This window comes from Albidovulum litorale (genome assembly GCF_025751495.1).
Taxonomy (GTDB): Bacteria; Pseudomonadota; Alphaproteobacteria; order Rhodobacterales; family Rhodobacteraceae; genus Albidovulum; species Albidovulum litorale.
On record NZ_JAOWKZ010000003.1, the window covers coordinates 92115 to 115741 of the forward strand.

A 23627-nucleotide genomic window follows, 5' to 3' on the forward strand; every position below is an offset into this window, starting at 1 on the left:
TCGTTGAACAACAACGGCGCCGTTCGCGGCGCCGTTTTTTTTGGCATTTTCCGACCGAATGCAGCGTCTGTCATGTCTTCCGCTGCGCCAAACATGACAGCGGCGGCAACCCGTGTTACATTACTTAAGATTGAAGATTTAATTGCTAAGTTCTGTATTTGGAGCAAATAGATGCCGCATCTGTCACAACAGACTATGGCCGCTATGGCTGCTACCGCCTTCGTTGCCATGGCCCAGCCACTTGCCGCACAGGACCTTACCGGCAAGCTGATCGAACCGAGCCAGACGGCGCCGATCCGGGAAACACCACCTTCCGGTTTCTGGCGCACTTTAGGCACGCAGGTCGGAGAAACCGCGATTGGCACCGAGTATTACATCCTCGACCAGTACGACATGCAAAGCAGCGTCGGTGCATCCCAGACCTGGATTCAGATCGCGCCCGTTGACCCGGGATCCGACGAGGTCGATCCGGCCAAAGCTGGCTGGGTCTATTTCGGTGAAAATGCCAGTAGCCGAAGCGGGAATTTCGAACAAAGTGGTTCTGATGCGACCCGCAGCCTGAATTTCGAGCCAGGAGAAGCTGTGACCACACGGAGCCTGTCGGTGACGCCCGAGGACGAAGCCGGTGCCGCGCCCGACGGCGCACGCTCCATTATTATTCTCAGCCCCGAGGAGAACTGACCATGGAACCGGCATTTTTCGACATGACGGTCAAGCTTCTGGCTCTGGCCTATCTTGTGCCCTTCATCGCCTTCCTCTTCGGCGTCGTGATCTGCGATCAGCTCAAGCTGCATTCGATGCACAAGCGAAAGCATCTGTGGCTCGTTTCGGCGCCGGTGGCGATGTTCACAGTGGGCATGATGGTCTCGTCCACCAAAATCAAGAGCGCCCATGACGACGTGATCACCTATCAGTACGCCCATGTGACCGAGTTCGACCAGTACCTGATGTTCCTTGCGATCACGATCTTCCTTGGCACGATGGCGCCGACAACCTTCGATCGTTTGCGAGACAAGCTGGCCAAGACCGGGCCGGGCGGGATGGCGGCAGAGTGACGGCGGCGGACCGGGGCCTGAGCGTGTAATACCGTGTGCAGCCTGAATTCAACCTGCACCGGCATCTGCTGGAACCGATCAACCCAATCCGCTAATACAGCTATCAAACGCTGCCTTCCGGAGACCGGGAAATGATTTCATTCTTCCTGACGTTGATCCGCCTGATAAAGGCGCTCGTTCGGGGCTTGCGCGATCCCGAGTTTCGGGCGGTCGTGATACTTGCCATGCTGCTCATTCTGTCGGGTGGCCTGTTTTACCGGTGGGCAGAAGGCTGGACATTTCTGGATGCGATCTATTTTTCGGTGATCACGCTATCCACGGTCGGTTACGGCGACCTTTATCCGGTCACGCCGATCGGCAAGGTGTTCACAATCATGTATATCCTCGTCGGTATCGGCGTCTTTGTGACCCTCGTAACGCTCATGGCAAAAGCGCTTTTGATCGACACAAAAATCGAGCGCAAAGCCGATAGCAGCGACGCCGACACGTCACCCGATGACAAGACCGGGTAATCGCGCCTTGCATCCTGTCTCCATTCCACTATAAGGCCGCATCCTTCCGCATTCACGGGAACCGGCGCAGCCTCTCGTGGCGGGCAGCGGAAGGTGTCGCCCGCCTATGAAGCCGCCTGAGACTGATAGGAGTATGCATGCCGCTGTATGAGCATGTCCTCATCGCGCGTCAGGACCTTTCCAACGCGCAGGCCGAAGGCCTCATCGAACATTTCTCCACCGTCCTCGCTGACAACGGCGGCAAAGTCGTCGATCACGAGTACTGGGGCGTCAAGACGATGGCCTACAAGATCAACAAGAACCGCAAGGGCCACTATGCCTATCTGCGCACCGATGCGCCCTCGGCCGCCGTGCTCGAGATGGAGCGTCTTGCCCGTCTGCACGACGACGTAATGCGCGTGATGTCGATCAAGGTCGATGCGCACGAGGAAGGCCCCTCGGTCCAGATGCAGAAGCGCGACGACCGCGGCGATCGCGGCGACCGTCGCGAGCGTCGTTGATCAGAGCCTGAGGAAAGGAACCTAACACATGGCGAACAAACCGTTTTTCCGCCGCCGCAAGGTCTGCCCCTTCTCGGGCGAGAACGCGCCGAAGATCGACTATAAGGATGTCCGTCTTCTCCAGCGTTACATCTCCGAGCGTGGCAAGATCGTGCCCGCCCGCATCACCGCCGTTTCGGCGAAGAAGCAGCGTGAACTGGCCCGCGCCATCAAGCGCGCCCGCTTCCTCGCCCTGCTGCCCTACGCCGTGAAGTAAGGAGACACGACCATGCAAGTGATCCTTCTCGAACGCGTGGCCAAGCTTGGCCAGATGGGCGAAGTCGTCAAAGTCAAGGACGGCTACGCGCGCAACTTCCTTCTGCCGCAGGGCAAGGCGCTCCGCGCCTCGGAAGACAACATCAAGTCCTTCGAAGGCCGCAAGGCGCAGCTCGAAGCGCAGAACCTTGAGACCAAGAAAGAGGCCGACAAGGTCGCCGCGACGCTCGACGGTCAGGTCTTCATCGTGATTCGTTCGGCCTCCGACGCCGGCGCGCTCTACGGCTCTGTCACCACCCGTGACGCCGCCGATGCCGCGACCGAAGCCGGCTTCACCGTCGATCGCAAGCAGGTCGTGCTGACCCGCCCGATCAAGGAACTTGGCCTGCACGACGTCGAAGTTGTCCTTCACCCGGAAGTCTCGGCCACGATCAAGCTGAACGTTGCCCGCTCGACCGAGGAAGCCGAGCTTCAGGCCTCCGGCAAGTCCATCCAGGAACTGGCCGCCGAGGAAGAAGCCGCCGCCGATTTCGAAATCGCCGAGCTGTTCGACGATATCGGGTCTGCCGGTCAGGATGCCGAGGAAACCGCGGAGTAATTTCCGCCGGTTACGAGATCAAGGACCGCGCCGGTTCGCCCGGCGCGGTCTTTTTCTTGGCCAACGGTTTTCAGCCGTCACAGACCGAGATCGCGGAAGACTGCGGGAAGCTGCTCCGGCAGGTCCTCGGCAATCAGGCCGGGGCCGAACTTCAGCGCGCATTCGACATGCAGCCATGCGGCCGTCTCAGCCGCCTGCATCGGCCCGAACCCCCGCGCCAGAAGCCCTGTGATGAAGCCCGCAAGCACATCGCCCGATCCGGCGGTCGCGAGCCACGGCGCTGCCCGGTCGTAGTGGGCGGAATTGATGCTGCACCGGCCCGTCGGGTCGGCGATCACCGTATCCGGCCCTTTGTAAAGCACCACGCAGCCCGCCCGCGCCGAGGCCTCGCGGGTCGCATCTACCTTGGAATAGGCGGGGCCTTTCGTGGCCGGGGCGGCCAGTTTCTTGGCGATATCGGGGAAAAGCCGGGCGAATTCGCCGGCATGGGGGGTGAGGACACAGTTTTCGTGGAGAGCCGCGAAGAGATCGGGTTCGCGGGCGAGGATCGTCAGCGCGTCGGCGTCGAGGACGACGGCGCAGGATGCCCCCCTCCCTTCTTCCCTCCCCACAAGGGGGAGGGAAACCGCCCCGACCTTGTGCGCATCGCCCGGTGCCTCGCGGCTCCCCTCCCCCTCGTGGGGAGGGGATGGGGGTGGGGGGGCACCGACCGCAACCCCAAGCGCCACAGCGACCAACGCCACCTCCCGCCCACCGGTCCCCAGCCCCGGCCCGAGGCAAAGCGCATTGATCCGCTGGTCCTCCAGCACACGCTCGAACGCATCGGCATCGGCGACCGGCCTCAACATCACCGCATCAAGCCGCGCGGCATTCTCCGCCAGCGCCTCGGGCGGACAGCCCACGGTGACCAGCCCCGCCCCGATCCGAAGCGCCCCCCGCGCGGCGAGGCGGGCCGCCCCGCCCCGACTCGCACCGCCTGACAGGATCAGGGCATGGCCGTGTGTGTATTTGTGGGTGGCAGGGGTCCCGTCTGCACTCCACTCTTTGCTTAATGCTCCGAGATATAAGTTCGGTTCACCGGGGGTGAGGACAGTTGACTTTGTGGGGTGCGGAAACCTCGCCCTGATTCCGATTGATTTGATTGAAAGTGAAAAGGACCTGCGCGCACCTGCACTCAAATGATGACCGAGTTTGGGAAGGTGAAACGTGACTATTTGGTCCGCAGGAAGAGAGACGCCCAGTTCCACACCACTGTCGGAACAAATGCCGCTTGGAATGTCCACGGAAATGATCGCAGGCCGCTGCCCCAAGTTGGCTCTGCCAAGCTCTTTGACACGTTGTGCTGCAACGCCTTCCATCGGGCGCGATAGTCCTGTGCCAAAAAGGGCGTCAATTATCCATGTGCGCGTTGGTTCGCCTGTACGCACTGGCGAGTATTGGTGTGCGTCGAATAACTCGAGCGCTCGAACCTCCCCCAAAGCCCACCAGCGCTCATAATTCTCCCTTGCATCCGGCGGCAGCTTTTCGGGGTCGCCGTAGAGGAACACCTCCACCTCCCAGCCCCACTCCTTCAAGAGCCGCGCGACGACGAATCCGTCGCCGCCATTGTTGCCCGGGCCGCAGAGCACCACCGCCCGGTGGGACGTCTCTGCCAGTTCCGGCCATTCCTCGAAGATCGCCTCGACCACGCCGCGCCCGGCGCGTTCCATCAGCTCAAGGCCGGTGACCTCTCCGCTCGCAATCGCGGCCTCTTCGATGGCGCGCATCTGCGCGGCGGTGAGGAGTTCAGTCATGGCTTGGGCCCCGCTTTTCACAAACTGCCCGACCTTCGGGCGAACTGCACAAATATTAGGCAGGCGGTACAGAATCCCGTCCGCACGTGCCCTGCCCTGACCCTAGCCAATTGTGCGCGTGCGGCGAAAGTGGTCACAGGGGCGCGACCGCAGGAAATTGACCCCGGGAGAGTCGCCCCATGAAGAAGATCGAAGCCATCATCAAGCCCTTCAAGCTCGACGAGGTGAAGGAAGCGCTTCAGGAGGTCGGCGTGCAGGGGCTTTCGGTGATCGAAGTGAAGGGCTTCGGCCGCCAGAAGGGCCATACCGAGCTTTATCGCGGCGCCGAATATGTCGTCGACTTCCTGCCCAAGGTGAAGATCGAGGTCGTGCTTTCCGACGACATGGTCGATGCCGCCATCGAGGCGATCGTTTCAGCCGCCCGCACCGACAAGATCGGCGATGGCAAGATCTTCGTCACCCCCGTCGAACAGGTCATCCGCATCCGCACCGGCGAAACCGGCGAGGACGCGATCTAACACCCGGGTCCCGACCCGAAACCGAAATCTCAATTCAGAAGGACAGACGAGATGAGCGCCAAGGACGTTCTGAAACTGATCAAGGACGAGGAGGTCGAATATGTCGACGTCCGCTTTACCGACCCCAAGGGCAAGCTGCAGCACGTAACGCTGATCGTCGACATCATCGACGAGGATTTCTTCGAGGAAGGCTTCATGTTCGATGGCTCCTCCATCGCCGGATGGAAGTCGATCGACCAGTCCGACATGAAGCTGATCCCGGACACGTCCTCGGTCTATATCGACCCGTTCTACGCCGAAAAGACGCTCTGCATCCATTGCAACGTCGCCGAGCCGGATACGGGCGAGCCCTATAGCCGCGACCCGCGTGGCACGGCGTCCAAGGCCGAGGCGTATCTCAAGGCGTCCGGCATCGGCGATGTGGCCTATTTCGGACCCGAGGCCGAGTTCTTCATCTTCGACGATGTGCGTTACTCGGTGACACCGCAGAAAGTGGCCTACCAGATCGACGCGCATGACGCCGCCTGGAACACCGATACCGAATACGAGATGGGCAACCAGGGTCACCGCGCCGGCCACAAGGGCGGCTATTTCCCGGTGAACCCGATCGACGCGGCGCAGGACCTGAGGGGCGAGATGCTCTCGACCATGAAGCGCATGGGCATCAAGGTCGACAAGCACCACCACGAGGTCGCGACCGCCCAGCATGAGCTGGGCATGATCTTCGGCGGGCTCGTCGAGCAGGCCGACAACATCCAGAAGTACAAATACGTGATCCACAACGTGGCCCACGCCTACGGCAAGTCGGCCACCTTCATGCCGAAGCCGATGAAAGGCGACAACGGCTCCGGGATGCACGTCAACATGTCGATCTGGAAGGGCGGCAAGCCCCTTTTCGCGGGCGACAAATATGCCGACCTCAGCCAGGAAGCCCTGTGGTTCATCGGCGGCATCCTTAAGCATGCGAAGACGCTCAATGCCTTCACCAACCCGTCGACGAACTCCTACAAGCGCCTGATCCCGGGCTTCGAGGCGCCGGTGCTGCGCGCCTATTCCGCCCGCAACCGCTCGGGCTGCGTCCGGATCCCGTGGACCGAAAGCCCGAAGGCCAAGCGCGTCGAGGCACGTTTCCCCGATCCGGCGGCGAACCCCTATCTGGCCTTTGCCGCGCTCCTGATGGCCGGTCTTGACGGCATCAAGAACAAGATCGATCCGGGCCCCGCATCGGACAAGGACCTTTACGATCTGCCGCCGGAGGAACTGGCCGGCATCCCGACCGTCTGCGGTTCCTTGCGCGAAGCACTTGAGGCGCTCGACGCGGACCACGCCTTCCTGCTGGCGGGTGACGTGTTCACCAAAGACCAGATCGACGGCTATCTCGCGCTGAAGTGGGAAGAGGTCTATGCCTACGAACACACACCGCATCCGATCGAGTACCAGATGTACTACAGCTGCTGAGCCGATCTGCACTGAAATAAGAAAGGGCGCCTTAGGGTGCCCTTTTCATTTCTGGCGCAGGCGTCGAGTCAATCGGGGGGTTAATAGATCTTGCCGCGGGGTCACTGAGGTTTTCTCAGAGGCTTTCGAACGCGGCCTTCTGACGCGCTGACCAGCGAACCAGCAGCCGGAATCCGTCACTGGTTTCCGTTTCCTTCTGAACCACCCCTTCGCGGTGCAGCCACGCCCTTTCCTTCCCTGCCTGGAATGGCAGGTCAATATTCGTCTCTTCCCGGGGTTCGTCGAGCGTACCATTGATCGCTTCAAGAAGCGCAGGCAAACCCTCACCCGTTAGAGCTGAGACGGCATGAATGCCGGGCGTCCGCGCGTCCTGCACCTCCAGCGCCTCGCGGAGCGGCGGAGCAAGCAGGTCGATCTTGTTCCAGACCTCGAACATCGGCACATCTTCATCGACCCCGAGGCTTTCAAGGATATCACTCACATCAGCCGCCTGTTCCTCAGTTTCGGGATGGGCGATATCGCGGACATGGAGGATAAGGTCGGCCTCCAGAACCTCTTCCAGCGTGGCGCGGAAAGCCGCGACCAATTGCGTCGGCAGATCGGAGATGAAACCCACCGTGTCGGACAGGATCACTTTCTTGCCCGAGGGCAATTCAACCCCCCGCATGGTTGGATCGAGCGTTGCAAAAAGCATGTCCTTTGCCAGCACCTCCGCCCCCGTCATGCGGTTGAAAAGCGTCGATTTGCCGGCGTTCGTATAACCAACCAGCGCAACGATCGGGAACGGCACCTTGCGACGCGCGGCGCGGTGCAACTCGCGTGTCTTGACCACCTTGGCCAATTGGCGGCGGATCTTCACCACCTCTTCGTCGATGGCGCGGCGGTCGGCCTCGATCTGCGTTTCCCCAGGACCACCGACGAAGCCCAACCCGCCGCGCTGGCGCTCAAGGTGGGTCCATGCGCGAACAAGCCGCGTGCGTTGGTACGAAAGCGCCGCAAGCTCCACCTGCAACACGCCTTCCCGCGTCCGCGCCCGATCGGCAAAGATCTCGAGGATCAGGCCGGTCCGGTCGAGGAGCTTCACGCCCCATTCCTTTTCCAGATTTCTCTGCTGCACCGGGCTGACAGGTCCATCGACCAGAACGAGTTCAACGTCAGCGGCTGCAAACCGGGCCTTTAATTCGGCGATCTTGCCCGAACCGAACAGCATACCCGGCTGCACCTTGGGCAACCGGACGATCTCGGACCCTGCGATTTCAAGGTTGGGAAGCGCCGCAGCCAGCGACACCGCCTCCGCCAATGCGTGTTCAGGCATCCGGCGCGCGGTCCGGCCGGATTTCAGATCGGGATGCAGGACATAAGCCTTGACGGGCCTGTCCTTGACGGTAACGGGAGTGTTCAGTCTTCGCCCTCGTAAAGCGAGATCGGCTGCCCCGGCATGATGGTCGAGATCGCATGCTTGTACACAAGCTGCGACTGGCCGTCACGGCGCAGAAGGACGCAGAAATTGTCGAACCAGGTGATCACCCCCTGAAGCTTCACCCCGTTGATCAGGAAGATCGTCACCGGAACCTTTGCTTTGCGGACGTGGTTAAGAAAAGCATCCTGCAAATTTTGTTTGTCGGCAGCCATGTTTATCGTCGCCTTTTGTTTTCTATACGCGCGTAAACGCCCCTCGGCGCTGCACCGGGAGCTTGGGGCGAGTATGCGAAAGAATTTCCGACTTTCCAGCCCAAAAGTATGATTTTTCTTGGATTGTCGCAGTTCCGGTCAACCGCGCCAGAACTCCGGGTTGAGCAAGGCGATGATCGCAAGCGTTTCAAGGCGACCAAGAACCATCGCCGCGCCGACGATGACACGGGCCACGCCGTCGAGATCCGCCCAGCTGAGGGGCGAGCCTGCGGTCACATTTGCCAGAGGACCGGTGGTCGAAAGCGCGGCCACGGCAAAAGTCGTTGATGATACGAAATCGAGCCCGGTCAGCGAAAGGGCCAGCATCGTAACCGCGATGGCGAGGGCAAAGAGCATGAAGAAGATCCATGCCATCTGCGCTCCCTGCCGCCGCAACTTGCGTGCCTGCGCCCCTGATCCACCAATGGAGTTCGGGTGGATCAGGCGCTCAACCTCCCGTTCGCCATGCCGGTAGAGCGCGTAGACTCGCAGCAGCTTCACCCCTCCGGCCGTCGTCGCGACACCGCCGCCGATCACGGCAAGCCCGGCGAGGATAAGGCCCGGCGTCGCCAGTCCCGACCAGGTCCGCGCCTCAGCCCAATCGATCGATTCGAAGCCCGTGGTGGTCAGGAAGGACAAGACCGTAAAGACCGTGCCCCAAAGTGCGGACAAGGCCGCGACCGTGTCCTTAACCTCATCGACCTCCAGCGCGCCCATCCAGTGGCGAAGGAACAAAAGTGCCGGGACAACGGTGACCAGAAGGAGCGCCATACGGAGTTCCGGATCCTCCGACAGACCGCGCACCGCCTGCAGCGTGCGACCGGATGGATAGAGACGCCGCGAAAGACCGAAGACGAGAAACACGAAGATAATAGCCTCACCGGCCACCCCGGCATCGGACCCGGCCATGCCCCCGACCGGGGAGATGCCCGACGTGGCAAGCGTCGACATCGCATGGCAGGCTGCAACCAACGCCCGATCGCCGGCGAGGATCAGACCGATCCAAAGCACCAGCGTCAGTCCTGCATAGGCGGGAAAAAGCGTCACGGTATAGCGCCACAAGCTTTCATTCGGGCCGGTGCGCTGCAATGCCTGCCCGCCTGCTGTCGCGCCCTGCCCGGCCGGCGCCCCGGTCAGAACCTCGAACCCGCCAAGGTTCATTGGCGCAAGGATGGCGATCGCGGTCAGCAGTACGAAGAAGCCCCCCATCCAGCCGACAAGGGCGCGCCAGAGATGGACAGATCCGGGCAATCTTCCGGGATCGAAAAGGGTGGCGCCGGTCGTTGTCAGGGACGAAACCATCTCCCACCAGGCGTTGTAGAAGGATGTGTCCGGTACTGCTTCCGAAAATGGGACCGCCAGCATAAGCGGCAGAACCGTGAAAGCGCCGAGCAATGTCAGAAGTTGATCGCGTGCCGGCTGACGGGTGCGATTGGCCGCTGTTGCGATACCCAGCAGGATCGTGACCATCAGAAACAGGGTGCCGGAATAGAAGAATGCGCGTGAAACCTCGTAGTTGCGAACCGAGAACCCATGGACGGCAGGCACATACATGGCCAGGGCGAAGATCCCCATCAGGATCACCATGAACGGAATCTGATGAAGGCGGCGCATCGATCAGAAGAAGTCGATCGAGACTTGTAACAGCCGCTCGACCTCGGGGATGTCGCCCGCCATGCAGAAGAGCGCGATGACATCCCCCTCCTCTACCCGGGTATCCCCCGTCGGCTTGACCACCTTGTCCCCCTTCATCAGCGCCCCCATCAGTACGCCCTCGGGAAACTCGATGTCCCGCACCGGGCGGCCCGCGATGGGCGAGGTCGACAGGACCTGAGCCTCGATCACCTCTGCCTCCGCATCGCCGATGGAATAGATCGCGCGGACACGGCCATGACGGATGTGACGCAGGATCGACGAAACGGTCGTCGCGCGCGGGTTGATATAGGCGTCGATGTCGAGCGCCCCCATCAGCGGCACCAGCGTCGGGTCGTTGATAAGCGCGATGGCCATCGGGCATCCGGCCTGCTTGGCGCGGACGGCAGCGAGGATATTGGTCTTATCGTCATCCGTGACGGCCAGCACCGCATCCGCGCGTTCGATATTAGCCTCGGCGAGAATATCCATATTCATGCCGTCGCCATTGAGAACGATCGTCCGTTCAAGTGAATCCGCTGCCCGTTCGGCATTGCCGCGGTTCTTTTCGATCATCTTGGCGCGAATACGGTCAGTGCGGCTTTCCAGCGCACGGGCCACGGCCAGACCGACATTGCCGCCGCCGATGATGACGATCCGCTCCTGCTTCTTTGTTGTCTTTCCGAAGATGTCGAGCGTTCGGTTGACGTCCTCGACATGAGAAAAGACATAGATCTGATCATCTGCGAAAAGCTGGTCATCCGGCTCGGGCGCGAAAAGTCTGCCTTCGCGCCGGATGCCGACAACGATCGCACGGAGCGTCGAGAAGAGATCGGTGAGCTGGCGCAGAGGGGTGTTCAGGACCGGACATTCCTCGCTCAACGAAATGCCAAGAAGCTGCGCTTTCCCGTTCATGAAGCTTTCGGTGTCGAATGTCGCAGGCGCAGCGAGCCGTTGCAGTGCGGCCTCCGCCACTTCGCGTTCAGGGCTGATCACCACGTCGATCGGCAGATGATCGCGCCGGTAAAGGTCAGAATAAATCGCGTCCATGTACGACTGCGCCCGCAGGCGGGCGATCTTGCGGGTGATGCCAAAAACCGAATGCGCCACCTGGCAGGTGACCATGTTGACCTCATCCGAATGGGTGGCGGCGATGATCATGTCGGCATCGCGTGCGCCCGCCCGTTCGAGAATATCCGGATAAGAAGCGAACCCCGCCACCCCTTGCACATCCAGCGCCTCGGTGGCGCGACGGACAAGCTCGGCATTGCTGTCGACGACCGTCACATCGTTCTTTTCGCCTGAAAGGTGCCGTGCGATCTGCCAGCCGACCTGTCCGGCGCCGCAAATGATGACTTTCATGATCGCTCCAGCATGAGACTGCGCTACTTGATAGGCGGAGGTCGATGCGCGGTCAACGTGCCCAGTTCCGAGCGCCGGTGGCGGAAAAGTTTTGTCTTAAAACTTTTCTTGGAAGGATTTTGCTTCAAAATCCCTCCGCCCCCGGTTGTTCTGGCCAGACGTCCTCAGACCTCCTCTTCCTCTTCCTCCTCAACATGCGCCACGCGCGCGCCGGATTTGGAGGTCGTGACCACCCCGAGCGATTTGAGTTTGCGATGCAGAGCCGACCGTTCCATGCCGACAAAGGTCGCGGTGCGGCTGATATTGCCGCCGAACCTGTTGATCTGGGTGAGCAGGTACTCACGCTCAAAGAGTTCACGCGCCTCGCGCAGCGGAAGGGTCGCAAGCCCACCGGACAGAACCACGCGACCTTCTTCCTCAGGCCCCTCGCTCTGCCCCGGCAGTTCGCGGGCGTCGATCGGGCCGCTGGAATCGCCAAGGATCAAAACCCGCTCGATTACATTGCGAAGCTGACGGATATTTCCCGGCCATGCCATCGTCTGCATCAGCGCCTCGGCCTCTTCCGACAGGTCGCGCAGCGGCAGGCCCTGGCTTTTATTGAACGCGGCCACGAAATGCCGTGACAATTCTGGAATGTCCTCGCGGCGTTCCTCTAGGGACGGCACCGCGATAGGAACGACATTGAGACGGTCGTAAAGCTCCTGCCGGAACCGGCCCGCCGCGATTTCATTGGCCAGATCGCGCGTCGTCGACGAAATCACCCTGAGATCGACGCGAACCTTGTCGGCTCCGCCAACCCGGGTGAATTGCTGTTCGGTCAGCACCCGAAGGATCTTCGACTGCGTGCCCGAAGGCATATCGGCCACCTCGTCAAAATAGACGACGCCGCCATGCGCCTGCTCCAACAGACCCTTTTCCACGCCACGTTCCGGTGTTTCGCGCCCGAAAAGCACCTCTTCCATGCGCTCCGGTTCAATGGAGGCCGAGGCAACCGAAATGAACGGACCACTTGCCCGGTTGGAATTGACGTGAATGTAACGCGCCGCAACCTCCTTGCCCGAGCCGGGCTGGCCGGTCAGCATCACACGGCCATTGGATTTGGTCACCTTGTCGAGCTGAGCCTTCAGCGCACGGAACGAATGGCTGGACCCGATCATGTCGGATGACGCCACATCGCCACGCCGAAGCGACGCGTTTTCGCGACGCAGGCGAGAGGTTTCCATCGCCCGCGCGATCACGACCGTCAACTGGTCAATGTTGAAGGGTTTCTCGATAAAGTCATAAGCACCCTGCTTGATGGCTGCGACTGCGATCTCGATATTGCCGTGACCCGAGATGATGATGATCGGCACGTCAGGGTTGTCCCGCTTCACCGTCTTCAGAATGTCGATCCCGTCCATCCGGCTGTCCTTCAGCCAGATATCGAGCACCATCAGCGCCGGCGGTTCGGCATTGATCTCGGCCATGCATTCATCCGAGTTGGATGCCAGCCGGGTCGTAAAACCTTCATCCTTCAGGATGTCAGAAATCAGTTCTCGGATATCACGTTCGTCGTCGACGATCAGAATGTCGTTCATCTACCACCTCCGGCCGTTTCTACGGCTTTGTCTTTCTGCCCTCGACCGGTCTTCGCCCTTGGCAGACGAATTTCGGCCATCGCGCCCCTGCGGGCGCCCACTTCAAATGGATCGGCATCGGTCAGGATGAGCGTGCCGCCATGTTCCTCGATGATTTTCTTGACGATGGACAGGCCAAGACCGGTGCCCTTCTCGCGCGTCGTCACATACGGCTCAAAGAGCCGCGCCCGGTCTTCCGGAAGGCCAATGCCGTTATCGGCAATGCGGATCGTGACCAAGGCGGGCGTGGCTTCCATCGACACGCGGACCTCGGGCGCGTAGCCCTCGGGCGCGCCCGCTTCCAAGAGCGACTCAATCGCTTCGCCGCCGTTCTTGATCAGGTTCGTGACAGCCTGCGAGATCATCGTCGCATCGAGTTCCACGATCACTGGTTCGTTTGGTAGATCGGCACTTAGTTTGGCACCGTGCAGCGCGCCGTCCTGCAACGTCACCGCATCACGCATGAGCTTGGTCAGATCATGGTCGCGCCGGTCGGGCTCAGGCATGCGGGCGAATTTGGAAAACTCGTCGACGATGCGCCGCAGGTCGCCGGTCTGGCGGACGATGACGTCCGTCATCTGTTCGAGGTTCTCCGATTGCTCCCCCACGAGCCCGGTGAATTTGCGCCGGATGCGTTCGGCCGAAAGCTGGATTGGGGTCAGCGGGTTCTTGATCTCGTGTGCGATGCGGCGGGCAACGTCACCCCAGGCAGCCATGCGCTGCGCGCTGACAAGCTCGGTCACATCGTCGAAGGCGACGACGTAACCTTCCAGCCGCTCTTCGGCATTGCGCCTGATCGCCATGCGCACCAGAAGGCTTTCCAGCCGGCCTTCCCGGCTGACCTTGATTTCCTCCTGCGCGACCTCGCCGATCCCGTCACGGAGCCGGTCAAAGAGCGTGGAGAATTCGGGGACGGCCTCGGCCAGCGGGCGGTCGTGGTCGGTTTCCTCATCCAGACCCAAAAGCCGGGTCGCAGCGCGGTTCAGGAAATCGACATTTCCTTCTGCATCGAGGCCGATGACCCCGGACGTAACCGAAGAGAGAACCGAGTCAAACAGCCGCCTCCGCCGTTCGGTCGCCCGGTGGCTGTCCATCAGGGCCTGCCGCTGAGTATTGAGTTGCCGCGTCATCTGGTTGAAGACCCGGCCGAGCATGGCGATTTCGTCGTCGCCTTCCTCTTCCACCACCTGCACTTCCAGATCACCCGCTCCAACGCGCTGCGCAGCCCCCGCCAACCGACCTACGGGGCGCGACAAGCGTTCAGCCACCCACAGCCCCATCCACGTCGCAGCCAGAACGAGGAGGAGCGCGAAGCCGACATAGACGAGGCCGAATTCAAAAAGGACCCGCCCCCGCGACGCTTCAAGCTGCTGGTAAAGCGCCACAGTGGCGCGGGTGTCATCCAAGAGGTTAAGGATCTGACCGTCAACGTTCCGGCTTACATAGAGCATACGGTCGGCAAAGGCCGGCAGCGCGATCAGCGCGCGGAATTCGTTGTTATCCCAGTCTTCGACCAATACCGTTTCACCACCGCGCGCGCGGGTTATTTCCTCACTGCTTGGCTGCTCGAAATCAAAGAGATAGGACCGTTCACCACGCGCCCTGATCTCGCCGCTTCCGTCGATGACATAGGCCTCGCGCAAACCGCGCTGGATCTGGGTCTGGCCCTGGGTCAGAAGCTGGCGCAGATCGGCGTCGGGTAAAAGGAACGTCGCTTCTTTCGCGCGGTTGAGGAAATCCGCCAAGGCCGTGGCATCGGTAATCAGATCTTGACGGTGTTCCTCCTGATAGGCTTCGGCGGCCGTCAGCGATGTGCCGACAACTCCGCGGACACGGTCGGAAAACCAACCCTCCAGACCGATATTGACGGTCAGCCCGGCAAAAATCGCTACGAGGATCGTCGGCACCAGCGCGATTCCGGCAAAAATACCCGTAAGGCGCATATGCAGGCGCGAACCTGCCGAACGCGCGCGCCGCGCGGCAATCATCCGCGCCAGCCGGGCCAGCACCATGCCGCCGAGTGCCAGGAAATAGACGAGGTCGGCAAGCAGGATCAGGCGGAGCGAATCTGACTCTGCCCCCTGTCCGAAAGGCCCAAGCGCAATGAAAGTTGCGATCGCCAGTAGCGGACCGAGAACGACCAGACCCAGCGTCATGACATTCTGGAAACGCCGTTGCCGCCGCAACCGCGTGAAACGCTCCCATGATGCACTGCGCGCTAAGCCCTGCACGAGGCTCGCCCCTGATCTTGGGCCGCAAACGCGGCCATCGCCGATATATCGTGATCCTTGCACCTGCTGACGCAGATGGGCCACGGTTTGTGTTGCTGTTTTACATCAACTTGCGGCGCCGTGTCACGCGGATATCTAGGTCAGTGATCTTCTTGCGCAAAGTATTGCGATTGATGCCGAGAAGATCGGCGCACTTCGCCTGATTTCCCCCGGTCGCCTCCAGCGCAATCTCGATCAGCGGCAGTTCCATTTCCCTCAGAATGCGGTCGTAGAGCCCCGGCGGCGGCAGCCCGTCGCCATGCAGGTCGAAATAGCGCCGCAGATGACGCGCGATGGAGGCGGAAAGCCGTTCGGTCAGTTCGGTTACATCGCTGCGCGGCAGAGGGGCGGGTGTGCCGCCAAGGACAACCTCGACCTCTGCCTTGGTGATCTCGGCCTCAAGCGCGGTCACGGCAAGCCGTCTGAGCGTGTTTTCCAACTGCCGAACATTGCCTGGCCAACGATAGGCCCGGATCAAAGCCATTGCGTCCTGCGCCATCCGTCGCCGTGGCAAGCCGTCCCGCTCGGCCCGGGCAAGGAAATGCTCGGCCAACAGCGGGATATCATCCACCCGGTCGCGCAAGGGGGGAACGGTCATTGTCACCCCGCCGATCCGGTAAAAGAGGTCATCACGGAAGCTGCCCGCCTCCATTCGCGCGGCCAGATCCTGCTGGCTGGTGGCAAGGATGCGCGGTGCGGTGGCGGGCAGCGCATCGATCATGCGCACGATCCGTCCCTGCGCCTCGGCATCAAAATCGCCGATCTCATCGAAGACAATCGTCCCGCCCCGAGCCCGCGACAGAACCGCCGAAGGGCCATCGACCCCCTGCAACTCGGCAGCCTGCACAATGACAAAGGGCAAGGTTCGCCTGTCCGAAAAATCGTGGATCGCGCGGGCTACCAGCGACTTGCCGGTCCCCGATTCACCGGTGATCAGCACTGGCAGATCTGCATTCATCACACGCGCCACCAGACGGTAAAGCGCCTGCATGGCCGGCGTGCGACCGACGAGCGGCAGGTCGTCCCCACCTTCGCGCGGCGCGGGTTCGGGCACGGCCACCCGCCGCTTCTGACTCAGCGCACGAGCCGCGCGTTTCATAAGATCGGGCAGATCGAAGGGCTTTGGCAGGTAGTCGTAGGCCTCGGCCTCGGCCGCCTGAATGGCGGTCATGATCGTATTTTGCGCCGAAATCACGATAACCGGCAGACCCGGCCTTTCGGCGGCGATTTTCGGCAGCGCCTCGATCCCGTTTCCGTCCGGCATGACCACGTCTGAAATCACCAGATCGCCCTTACCCTCCTCGACCCAGCGCATCAGCGTGACCATGGATGAGGTCGCATGGACCTTGCAGCCTGCCCGCGTCAGGGCCTGTGTCAACACCGTTCGGATCGTGCGGTCGTCATCAGCGACCAGGACAGTTCCATCCATCAGGGTGCCTCCTCAGGTTTGGGCGCGACGGGCAAAGACAGGCGGAACGTGGTGCGACCCGGCACTGACTCCACCGTGATCCAGCCGCCGTGATCGGCCACGATCTTGGATACCAATGCGAGGCCAAGGCCCGTGCCATTCTCGCGTCCGGATACGAAAGGGTCGAAGATGTCACCCGCGAGATCGGGCGGAATGCCCGGCCCGTCATCGGTGATCTCGATCTGAAGGGGCAGCGATACGCCGCCGCCATCGGCCCGGCGCAGGCGCAGCCCGTGATCGTAATATGTGTGCAGCCGGATCGTACCGGCCGCCCCCTTCGTCGCCTCGGCCGCGTTCTTCAGAAGATTGAGGATCACTTGCAAAAGCTGATCGGCATCACCCGCCGTCGGCGGCAGCGAGGGATCGTAATCCTCGGAGATCGTCATATGCGCGGCGAAACCCAGAAGTGCGGAGCGACGCGCACGGTCTAGCACGTCGTGGATGTTGACCGGTTTAGCCTCTGGTGCGCGCAGATTACCGAACTGTTCCACCTGTTCCAGCAGTTTAACGATCCGGCGGCTTTCCTCGACGATAAGATCAGCGAGTTCAATATCTTCCGGGCCGAGGTTCATGGAAAGTAGTTGCGCGGCACCGGTTATGCCGGCCAGCGGATTCTTGATTTCATGCGCCAGCATTTCGGCCATACCAATCGCGGACCGCGCAGCCGTTTTCATCCCCGGCCCGCGCCCCAACCTCTCGGCCAGTTCCCTGGGCGAGATCATCAGAATGACGGTACCCGGATATTCGGCGAGCGGCGCCGCCTGAAGGTTGCAAATGACAGGCGCCCGGTCACCAGTTCCCACATCGATGTCGTTGATGAAAAGCGAGGAGTGATTGGCGCGGACCCGGGCAAAGACCTCTTCCAGAGGCGCGTCGATCGCGAGCCGATCGAAGATCGGCTGACCCTTAAGCGCTTTGGCCGAGACGTTCAGGAATGCTTCGGCGGCGGGGTTCAGGTTCACTGCCCGGTCGCTTTCGTCGATCAGAATTGCCGGAACCGGCAGCGAGGCCCAGAGGGTCGCGGCGGCGGGCAGGCTCATGCCGCGCACCTTTCGGCTTCAGCAAAGGCCCGCGCGATGAGGCGCAAAACCTCCGTCGGGTCGGTGGCCACCATCATTCGGGCGCGGATCGCGGGATCAGCGTCGGCTTCGTCCATATACCAACCCAAATGCTTGCGCGCGATACGTATGCCCAGTTTGGTCCCATAGAAACTCAGCATCGCCTCGTAATGCTCTGAAACAATGTCTGAAAGTGCGTTCCCATTTGGGATAATAGGCTCCGGTGCGCCGAATAAAGCCGCCGCGATCTGCGCCAGCCGCCAGGGCGCGCCCTGAGCCCCGCGCCCGACCATCACACCCGTCGCACCAGACGCCTCCATCGCTGCGCGGGCCGAGGCGGTATCGACGATATCGCCATTGGCAATGACCGGGAGCGTTACCGCTTCACGTACAGCGCGGATAGCGGCCCAGTCGGCCGATCCCTTGTAGAATTGCTGCCGTGTACGGCCATGGACGGTGATCATCCGCACCCCTGCCGCCTCGGCCCGCCGCGCCAGATCGGGTGCGTTCACGCAGTCGGTATCCCAGCCCAGACGGCATTTCAGCGTCACGGGCACATCGACTGCCCCAACGACCGCCTCAATCAGTGTCAGGGCGTGGTCTGGATCGCGCATCAGGGCCGACCCTGACAGACCGCCCGTCACTTTCTTGGCCGGGCAACCCATGTTGATGTCGATGATCCGCGCCCCCATTCCGGCAACGACCTTCGCCGCCTCGGCCATCGCGCCCGCTTCACGCCCCGCAAGCTGGACGGAGGTCGCGGTATCGTCGCCAAGCCCCAGATCAGTGCGCGCTTTGGCCCGGACTGAAGGTTTTTCCGTCAGAAGTTCGCCAGAAGCCACCATCTCGGACACCACGAGCCCGGCACCGAACCGTGCCACCACACGACGGAACGGCAGGTCGGTGATCCCGGCGAGCGGAGCCAGAAAGACCGGCGGGTCCAGCGTGATATCGCCGAGCGTCAGAGCCAAATGCCTAATCCTTGTGCAACAGCTAACGTCCTAAATGCGGTTAGGCAGAAAGACAACAATAACGCCGCCATACAGGGCAGTCATTCTTAATGCGCCTAAAAATTAAGCGCGACCCCCGGCGCATGCTTGGCGGCCGGGCATTGCCGAGAAAGCCCAGTCGGATTACAGCAGGGCAAACGGAGGCAATCGTGATCGATACGGCAATCATTATCGTCGCGGCCGGGCGCGGCACACGGGCAGGTGGCGAGCCGAAGCAATGGCGGATGCTTGCCGGGCAAAGCGTGCTGGCCCGGACCGTCGCTGCCTTTCGGGGCGCGGGACGGATCATTGTCGTGCTTCATCCCGACGAGATCGTGCGGGGTATCGCCGAATTCGCGGGGCAGGTTACGCTTGTCGCAGGCGGTGAGACACGCGCGCAATCCGTCAGGAATGCACTTGAAAGCATTGATCAGAATGAAATTTCTTTTGTCTTGATCCATGACGGTGCGCGCCCGATGGTGTCGCCCGCCGTCATCGGTCGCGTACGTGACGCGTTAAAGAAATCAACTGCCGCCGCCCCTGCGCTGGCGGTGACAGACGCGCTCTGGACCGGAGTCGGGGCAAAGGTGACCGGCCTGCAACGCCGCGACGGCCTTTATCGCGCCCAGACTCCACAGGGATTCCATTTCCCGGCAATTCTTGCCGCGCACCGCGCCCATCCGGGTGGCGCGGCTGACGACGTCGAGGTCGCGTTGGCGGCGGGGCTTGACGTGGCTATCGTCGAAGGCGAGGAGGAGAATATCAAACTCACCTGGCCCGGCGACTTCGCCCGAGCCGAAAGGATGCTGGGGACTGGCATGGATATCCGCACCGGCAATGGCTATGACGTCCATGCCTTCACCGATGGTGATCATGTCATGCTCTGCGGTATTCGGGTGCCGCATTCCAGGGGTCTGCTGGGCCACTCTGATGCCGATGTCGGCATGCACGCCCTGACCGACGCGATCTATGGCGCGCTGGCCGAAGGCGATATCGGCCGACACTTCCCACCGTCTGACCCTCAGTGGAAAGGCGCGGCAAGCCAGATCTTTCTGGCTCATGCGGCAGGACTAGCCCGCGAAAAGGACTACCGGATTTCCAATGCCGATGTGACGCTGGTTTGCGAACGCCCGAAGATCGGACCGCATGCTATTGAAATGGCAAATGAACTCGCACGCATCACCGGCGTAGAACCCGACCGGATCAGCGTCAAGGCGACCACCTCCGAAAGGCTGGGCTTTACCGGCCGCGAGGAAGGCATCGCCGCCCTGGCCACCGTCACGTTGGTAAAGCCATGACCTTCCCGCGCCTACTCGCCACCTGGTTTGGCGTCGGCCTCCTAAGGCCCGCGCCGGGGACATGGGGATCGGCGGTCGCCGTGGCGCTCGGTCTTCTTCTGCACGGGATCGGACATTTCCCGCTTCTGCTGGTCGCCACCCTCATCATCACGCCGCTTGGCTTCTGGGCAACCGCGAAAACGGTAGAGGGGCAGGATGAAAAAGATCCGTCCGAGATCGTCATCGACGAAGTCGCAGGCCAGTGGATTGCGCTTCTCTTCCCCTCCGCCGGGTTCTGGTGGATGGGGCTCGACAGCTGGAATTTTCCATGGCCGGGCTGGGTCGCGGCCTTCCTCTTCTTCCGCCTCTTCGACATCTGGAAACCCGGGCCTGTAGGTTATGCCGACCGCAAGCACACCGCCTTCGGCACGATGGCGGATGACCTTTGGGCCGGGTTATTCGCCGGAATCGCCACGATGATCGCGGCCGGTCTTGCGCATGGGGTCATGGGGGCATGAACCGGGCCGAAGGACTTCTCTCGCTCGCCCGCGCAAATGGCGCCATAATCGCAACGGCGGAAAGTTGCACCGGTGGCCTGATCGCTGCGGCGATCACTGACATTCCGGGGTCTTCGGATGTCTTCGACAGGGGGTTCGTGACCTACTCCAATGGGGCCAAAGAGGATATGCTGGATGTCCGCGCCGAAACCCTGAATGCGTTCGGCGCGGTCAGCGAAGATGTCGCTCGCGAAATGGCGGAAGGAGCGTTGAAACGTTCAGACGCCAACATCGCTGTCGCTGTGACCGGCATTGCAGGACCAGGAGGTTCCGAGCATAAGCCGGAGGGCCGGGTGTGCTTCGGTCTCGCCAGAACTGGCGCGGCGACACAGGTAGAGACCATCGAATTCGGCGCAATCGGACGTGATGCCGTGCGCCGGGCGACGGTCGACCACGCGCTCAACATGATCGTCGGCGTCCTCAAAGCGTGATACGAAAACCGATCAAATCCTGACCATATGCTGGGCAGGATTGCCCGCAGTTTAGGCAGTTTTGAAATTGCTGCACTTTCTGGCATCTGACCGCGCGGTGCCGCTTTTCTTGGCATCGGGTTCAGGCTCTGTCCGTCGCGACACGAAACGCGAAAGGACTTTATCCATGAACGGCGCCGATACTGCCTGGATCATCGTGGCCACCGGCCTTGTCCTTTTGATGACCCTTCCGGGGCTTTCGCTCTTCTATGGCGGGCTCGTACGGTCTCGGAATGTGCTTTCCGTCTTCATGCAGTGTTTTGCCGTGGCCTGCCTGATGAGCGTCCTGTGGCTGATTGCAGGCTATTCAATCGCCTTCGGGGGGGAGGGTGCCTATTGGGGCGGGCTAAGTCGTGCGTTCCTGATGGGTGTCGATGCGACCACGCTGAAGGGCACTCTGCCCGAGGTGTTATTCTTCGCGTTCCAGATGACCTTCGCGATCATCACACCCGCGCTCTTCCTCGGTGCCTTTGCCGAACGGGTGGGTTTTGGCTTTGTACTCCTGTTCTCGGCGCTCTGGATGCTTGGCGTCTATGCGCCGGTCGCCCATTGGATTTGGGGTGGCGGGTTCCTGGCGGATGGCGGCATCTTCGGCGAGATTGGTACGAAGGATTTCGCGGGCGGCATCGTCGTGCATGAAACGGCGGGGCTCGCCGCCTTGGTCCTCGCCGTTATGATCGGCCCGCGCAAGAACCCCACCACGCCGCCGCATAATCCGGGCTTTGTCGCCATCGGTGCGGGACTTCTCTGGGTCGGCTGGTTCGGTTTCAACGGTGGGTCGCAGCTGGCGGCTGACGGTGGGGCTGCGATGGCGATCACGGTCACGCATATCTCGGCCGCGACGGCTTCGCTCACTTGGGCTCTCTGGGAACGGGTGAAGTTTGGCCGCGCCTCGCTCGTCGGTCTCGTCACTGGCACCATCGCGGGGCTTGCCTCGATCACGCCCGCGTCGGGTTTCGTCGGCCCCATCGAGGCGCTGGTGATCGGCGCGGTGGCGGGCGTACTCTGTCAGGAGGCCGTCGCCCTCATCCGCAACAGGATCCGCGTCGACGACACGCTCGATGTCTTCGCCGTACACGGAGTCGGCGGCATCTTCGGCACGATCATGATCGCTGTCTTCGGCGCGGGAGACTGGATAGCCCAGCTTGGCGCGCTCCTGATCGTCGGTGTCTTTACCGTTATTACAACCTGGGCGCTGGCCAAACTCGCCGGTCTTGTGACGCCGATCCGCGTGGATGCGGAAACGGAGTTCAATGGCCTCGACATCTCCGCCCACGGAGAGCGCGCCTACGACATCACTTCGTAGGAAGTCTCAACACACGCCATGAACGGGGCCAAATGACCCCGTTCTCATCTGGATCAGACCTGTCCGTAAAGCGCCTTCGCCCGATCCTCGAAGGCCCGCACGACCCGGTGCATCGCCTCGTCGAACACAACGCCGATCAGCTTCTGCAGGATCGCGTTCCTGAACGCGAAGTCGACGAAGAACGATACCTCGCAGCCACCCTCATCGCGGTCGCGAAACGACCAGTTAGATCGCATATGCTGAAAAGGTCCGTCGAGATATTCCGTGTCGATACGCCCCTCGGCGGGCCAGAGAACGACCCGGCTGCCGAACCGTTCACGAAACACCTTAAACGAAATCACCAGATCGGCCTCCATCACCTCTGCCCCGTCGGGCCGGAGCGTGCGTGACCGGATGCGGGCGGCGGCAGTCCAAGGCAAAAACTCAGGATAGCGCGCGACGTCGGCCACCAGATCATACATCTGGCGCGCCGAATAAGGCATCACACGGTTCTCGGAATGGGTCGGCATCGCGCATCCATGGTGACTCTGGCCCCCCGTGTCGCTAAATGGAGAAGGGAATTCAAGGGGACCGCATGCCGCATCGTGCTTACGTCATAGACGAAATGATATCCGCCAAGTCCATCGCCGCGCGGGTGGAGGCCTTGGCCAAGGAGATTACCAGGGCGTTCAACGGTACCGACAAACTCGTCGTCGTCGGCCTGCTGCGCGGTTCCTTTGTTTTCATTGCGGATCTGGTGCGCGAGATCGACCTGCCGGTCGAGGTCGATTTCCTTGAAGCCTCCTCCTATGGCGATGCGATGGAGTCGAGCCGCGAGGTGCGTATCCTGAAAGACCTGAGGGGCGAGATTTCGGGCCGTGACGTGCTGGTGGTCGAAGATATCGTCGATACCGGCTTCACGCTGCACCATGTGGTCAATCTCCTACGCTCACGCGAGCCGAAGCGGCTGGAGGTCTGCGCGCTTCTCGACAAGCCCTCGCGCCGGGAAGTGCCGATCAAGGCAACATGGACAGGGTTCGAGATCCCTGACGAATTCGTCGTGGGCTACGGCATCGACTTCGCGCAGCGCAACCGGAACCTGCCGCATATCGGAAAAGTGCGCTTCACCGATGAGGCCGACGCGGAATGAACCCGCGCCATTTCCTACGCATGACCAAGTGGGCGCGCAACCCACCCTCCACCCGGCGCGTCGTATTGGTCCTGGGTGTCATTGCGGTGTGTCTGGCGCTGGTGGGTTTGGAACGGGCCAGCCTCATACCTGA

24 protein-coding genes are annotated in these 23627 nt (G+C 61.6%); 13 read left to right on the forward strand and 11 right to left on the reverse strand.

The window, feature by feature from the left end; translation table 11 throughout:
• Positions 1-171 precede the first annotated feature (171 nt).
• The 6 genes from OEZ71_RS11270 to rplI all read left to right on the forward strand — a co-directional run bounded on the left by OEZ71_RS11270 (position 172) and on the right by rplI (position 2920).
• A complete protein-coding gene (locus OEZ71_RS11270; RefSeq protein ID WP_263740093.1) occupies positions 172-681 on the forward strand; it encodes a hypothetical protein in 510 nt (169 codons plus the stop codon).
• A gap of 2 nt (positions 682-683) precedes the next feature.
• The gene (locus tag OEZ71_RS11275) at positions 684-1055 is read left to right on the forward strand and encodes a DUF1275 family protein (RefSeq protein WP_263740094.1); all 372 of its coding nucleotides are present in this window, start codon (positions 684-686) and stop codon (positions 1053-1055) included.
• Positions 1056-1186: 131 nt separating this feature from the next.
• Positions 1187-1567 (forward strand): potassium channel family protein, encoded by a 381-nt coding sequence (locus OEZ71_RS11280; protein WP_263740095.1) that lies wholly within the window; start codon positions 1187-1189, stop codon positions 1565-1567.
• Positions 1568-1704: 137 nt separating this feature from the next.
• Positions 1705-2067, forward strand: a complete 363-nt coding sequence (gene rpsF / locus OEZ71_RS11285) for a 30S ribosomal protein S6 (RefSeq protein WP_263740097.1) — start codon at positions 1705-1707, stop codon at positions 2065-2067.
• A 28-nt stretch (positions 2068-2095) separates the two neighbouring features.
• Complete coding sequence (gene rpsR / locus OEZ71_RS11290; RefSeq protein ID WP_068765176.1) at positions 2096-2323, forward strand: 30S ribosomal protein S18; 228 nt, start codon at positions 2096-2098, stop codon at positions 2321-2323.
• Positions 2324-2335: 12 nt separating this feature from the next.
• A complete protein-coding gene (rplI, locus tag OEZ71_RS11295) occupies positions 2336-2920 on the forward strand; it encodes a 50S ribosomal protein L9 (RefSeq protein ID WP_263740098.1) in 585 nt (194 codons plus the stop codon).
• A gap of 77 nt (positions 2921-2997) precedes the next feature.
• On the opposite strand, the gene OEZ71_RS11300 is transcribed toward rplI, so the two are convergent.
• A complete protein-coding gene (locus tag OEZ71_RS11300; protein ID WP_263740099.1) occupies positions 2998-4713 on the reverse strand; it encodes an NAD(P)H-hydrate epimerase in 1716 nt (571 codons plus the stop codon).
• Between the two features lie 179 nt (positions 4714-4892).
• Between OEZ71_RS11300 and OEZ71_RS11305 the strand changes: the two genes are divergently transcribed.
• Positions 4893-5231: a P-II family nitrogen regulator gene (locus OEZ71_RS11305; protein ID WP_263740100.1), complete on the forward strand. Its 339-nt coding sequence runs from the start codon at positions 4893-4895 to the stop codon at positions 5229-5231.
• A 51-nt stretch (positions 5232-5282) separates the two neighbouring features.
• Entirely contained in the window at positions 5283-6689 is a 1407-nt protein-coding gene (gene glnA, locus OEZ71_RS11310) for a type I glutamate--ammonia ligase (protein WP_263740101.1), read from the forward strand.
• 115 nt (positions 6690-6804) lie between these two features.
• Here glnA and hflX read toward each other — a convergent pair whose 3' ends face one another.
• From hflX to dusB, 9 genes are all read right to left on the reverse strand, one after another.
• Positions 6805-8091: a GTPase HflX gene (hflX, locus tag OEZ71_RS11315; protein ID WP_318527848.1), complete on the reverse strand. Its 1287-nt coding sequence runs from the start codon at positions 8089-8091 to the stop codon at positions 6805-6807.
• A complete protein-coding gene (hfq, locus tag OEZ71_RS11320) occupies positions 8088-8321 on the reverse strand; it encodes an RNA chaperone Hfq (RefSeq protein ID WP_105512925.1) in 234 nt (77 codons plus the stop codon). Before hfq ends, hflX begins: the two co-directional genes overlap by 4 nt.
• Positions 8322-8459: 138 nt before the next feature.
• On the reverse strand, positions 8460-9974 hold the full coding sequence (locus OEZ71_RS11325) for a TrkH family potassium uptake protein (RefSeq protein ID WP_263740103.1): 1515 nt from the start codon (positions 9972-9974) through the stop codon (positions 8460-8462).
• A gap of 3 nt (positions 9975-9977) precedes the next feature.
• Entirely contained in the window at positions 9978-11354 is a 1377-nt protein-coding gene (gene trkA, locus OEZ71_RS11330; protein WP_263740104.1) for a Trk system potassium transporter TrkA, read from the reverse strand.
• Between the two features lie 164 nt (positions 11355-11518).
• Entirely contained in the window at positions 11519-12931 is a 1413-nt protein-coding gene (gene ntrX, locus OEZ71_RS11335; RefSeq protein WP_263740105.1) for a nitrogen assimilation response regulator NtrX, read from the reverse strand.
• Positions 12928-15126 (reverse strand): sensor histidine kinase NtrY-like, encoded by a 2199-nt coding sequence (locus OEZ71_RS11340; RefSeq protein WP_412175625.1) that lies wholly within the window; start codon positions 15124-15126, stop codon positions 12928-12930. The genes ntrX and OEZ71_RS11340 overlap by 4 nt, the downstream gene beginning before the upstream one ends.
• Positions 15127-15301: 175 nt before the next feature.
• Entirely contained in the window at positions 15302-16669 is a 1368-nt protein-coding gene (locus tag OEZ71_RS11345; RefSeq protein ID WP_263740107.1) for a sigma-54 dependent transcriptional regulator, read from the reverse strand.
• The gene (locus OEZ71_RS11350) at positions 16669-17748 is read right to left on the reverse strand and encodes a two-component system sensor histidine kinase NtrB (RefSeq protein ID WP_263740108.1); all 1080 of its coding nucleotides are present in this window, start codon (positions 17746-17748) and stop codon (positions 16669-16671) included. Before OEZ71_RS11350 ends, OEZ71_RS11345 begins: the two co-directional genes overlap by 1 nt.
• Entirely contained in the window at positions 17745-18737 is a 993-nt protein-coding gene (gene dusB / locus OEZ71_RS11355; RefSeq protein ID WP_263740109.1) for a tRNA dihydrouridine synthase DusB, read from the reverse strand. The genes OEZ71_RS11350 and dusB overlap by 4 nt, the downstream gene beginning before the upstream one ends.
• Before the next feature lie 191 nt (positions 18738-18928).
• Here dusB and OEZ71_RS11360 point away from each other — a divergent pair, with 191 nt between their 5' ends.
• From OEZ71_RS11360 to OEZ71_RS11375, 4 genes are all read left to right on the forward strand, one after another.
• Positions 18929-20053, forward strand: coding sequence for a bifunctional 2-C-methyl-D-erythritol 4-phosphate cytidylyltransferase/2-C-methyl-D-erythritol 2,4-cyclodiphosphate synthase (locus OEZ71_RS11360; RefSeq protein ID WP_263740850.1), 1125 nt, complete (start codon positions 18929-18931; stop codon positions 20051-20053).
• Positions 20050-20550 carry a phosphatidylglycerophosphatase A family protein gene (locus OEZ71_RS11365; protein WP_263740110.1) on the forward strand — a complete coding sequence of 167 codons (501 nt, stop codon included), beginning with the start codon at positions 20050-20052 and terminating at the stop codon, positions 20548-20550. Before OEZ71_RS11360 ends, OEZ71_RS11365 begins: the two co-directional genes overlap by 4 nt.
• Entirely contained in the window at positions 20547-21020 is a 474-nt protein-coding gene (locus OEZ71_RS11370; protein ID WP_263740111.1) for a CinA family protein, read from the forward strand. The genes OEZ71_RS11365 and OEZ71_RS11370 overlap by 4 nt, the downstream gene beginning before the upstream one ends.
• Positions 21021-21186: 166 nt before the next feature.
• Positions 21187-22365 carry an ammonium transporter gene (locus OEZ71_RS11375; RefSeq protein WP_263740112.1) on the forward strand — a complete coding sequence of 393 codons (1179 nt, stop codon included), beginning with the start codon at positions 21187-21189 and terminating at the stop codon, positions 22363-22365.
• 53 nt (positions 22366-22418) lie between these two features.
• Here the strand turns inward: OEZ71_RS11375 and OEZ71_RS11380 are convergent, their stop codons facing one another.
• Positions 22419-22874: a type II toxin-antitoxin system RatA family toxin gene (locus tag OEZ71_RS11380; RefSeq protein ID WP_263740113.1), complete on the reverse strand. Its 456-nt coding sequence runs from the start codon at positions 22872-22874 to the stop codon at positions 22419-22421.
• Positions 22875-22939: 65 nt separating this feature from the next.
• Between OEZ71_RS11380 and hpt the strand changes: the two genes are divergently transcribed.
• Complete coding sequence (hpt, locus tag OEZ71_RS11385) at positions 22940-23494, forward strand: hypoxanthine phosphoribosyltransferase (protein WP_263740114.1); 555 nt, start codon at positions 22940-22942, stop codon at positions 23492-23494.
• Positions 23495-23627: the final 133 nt, after the last annotated feature.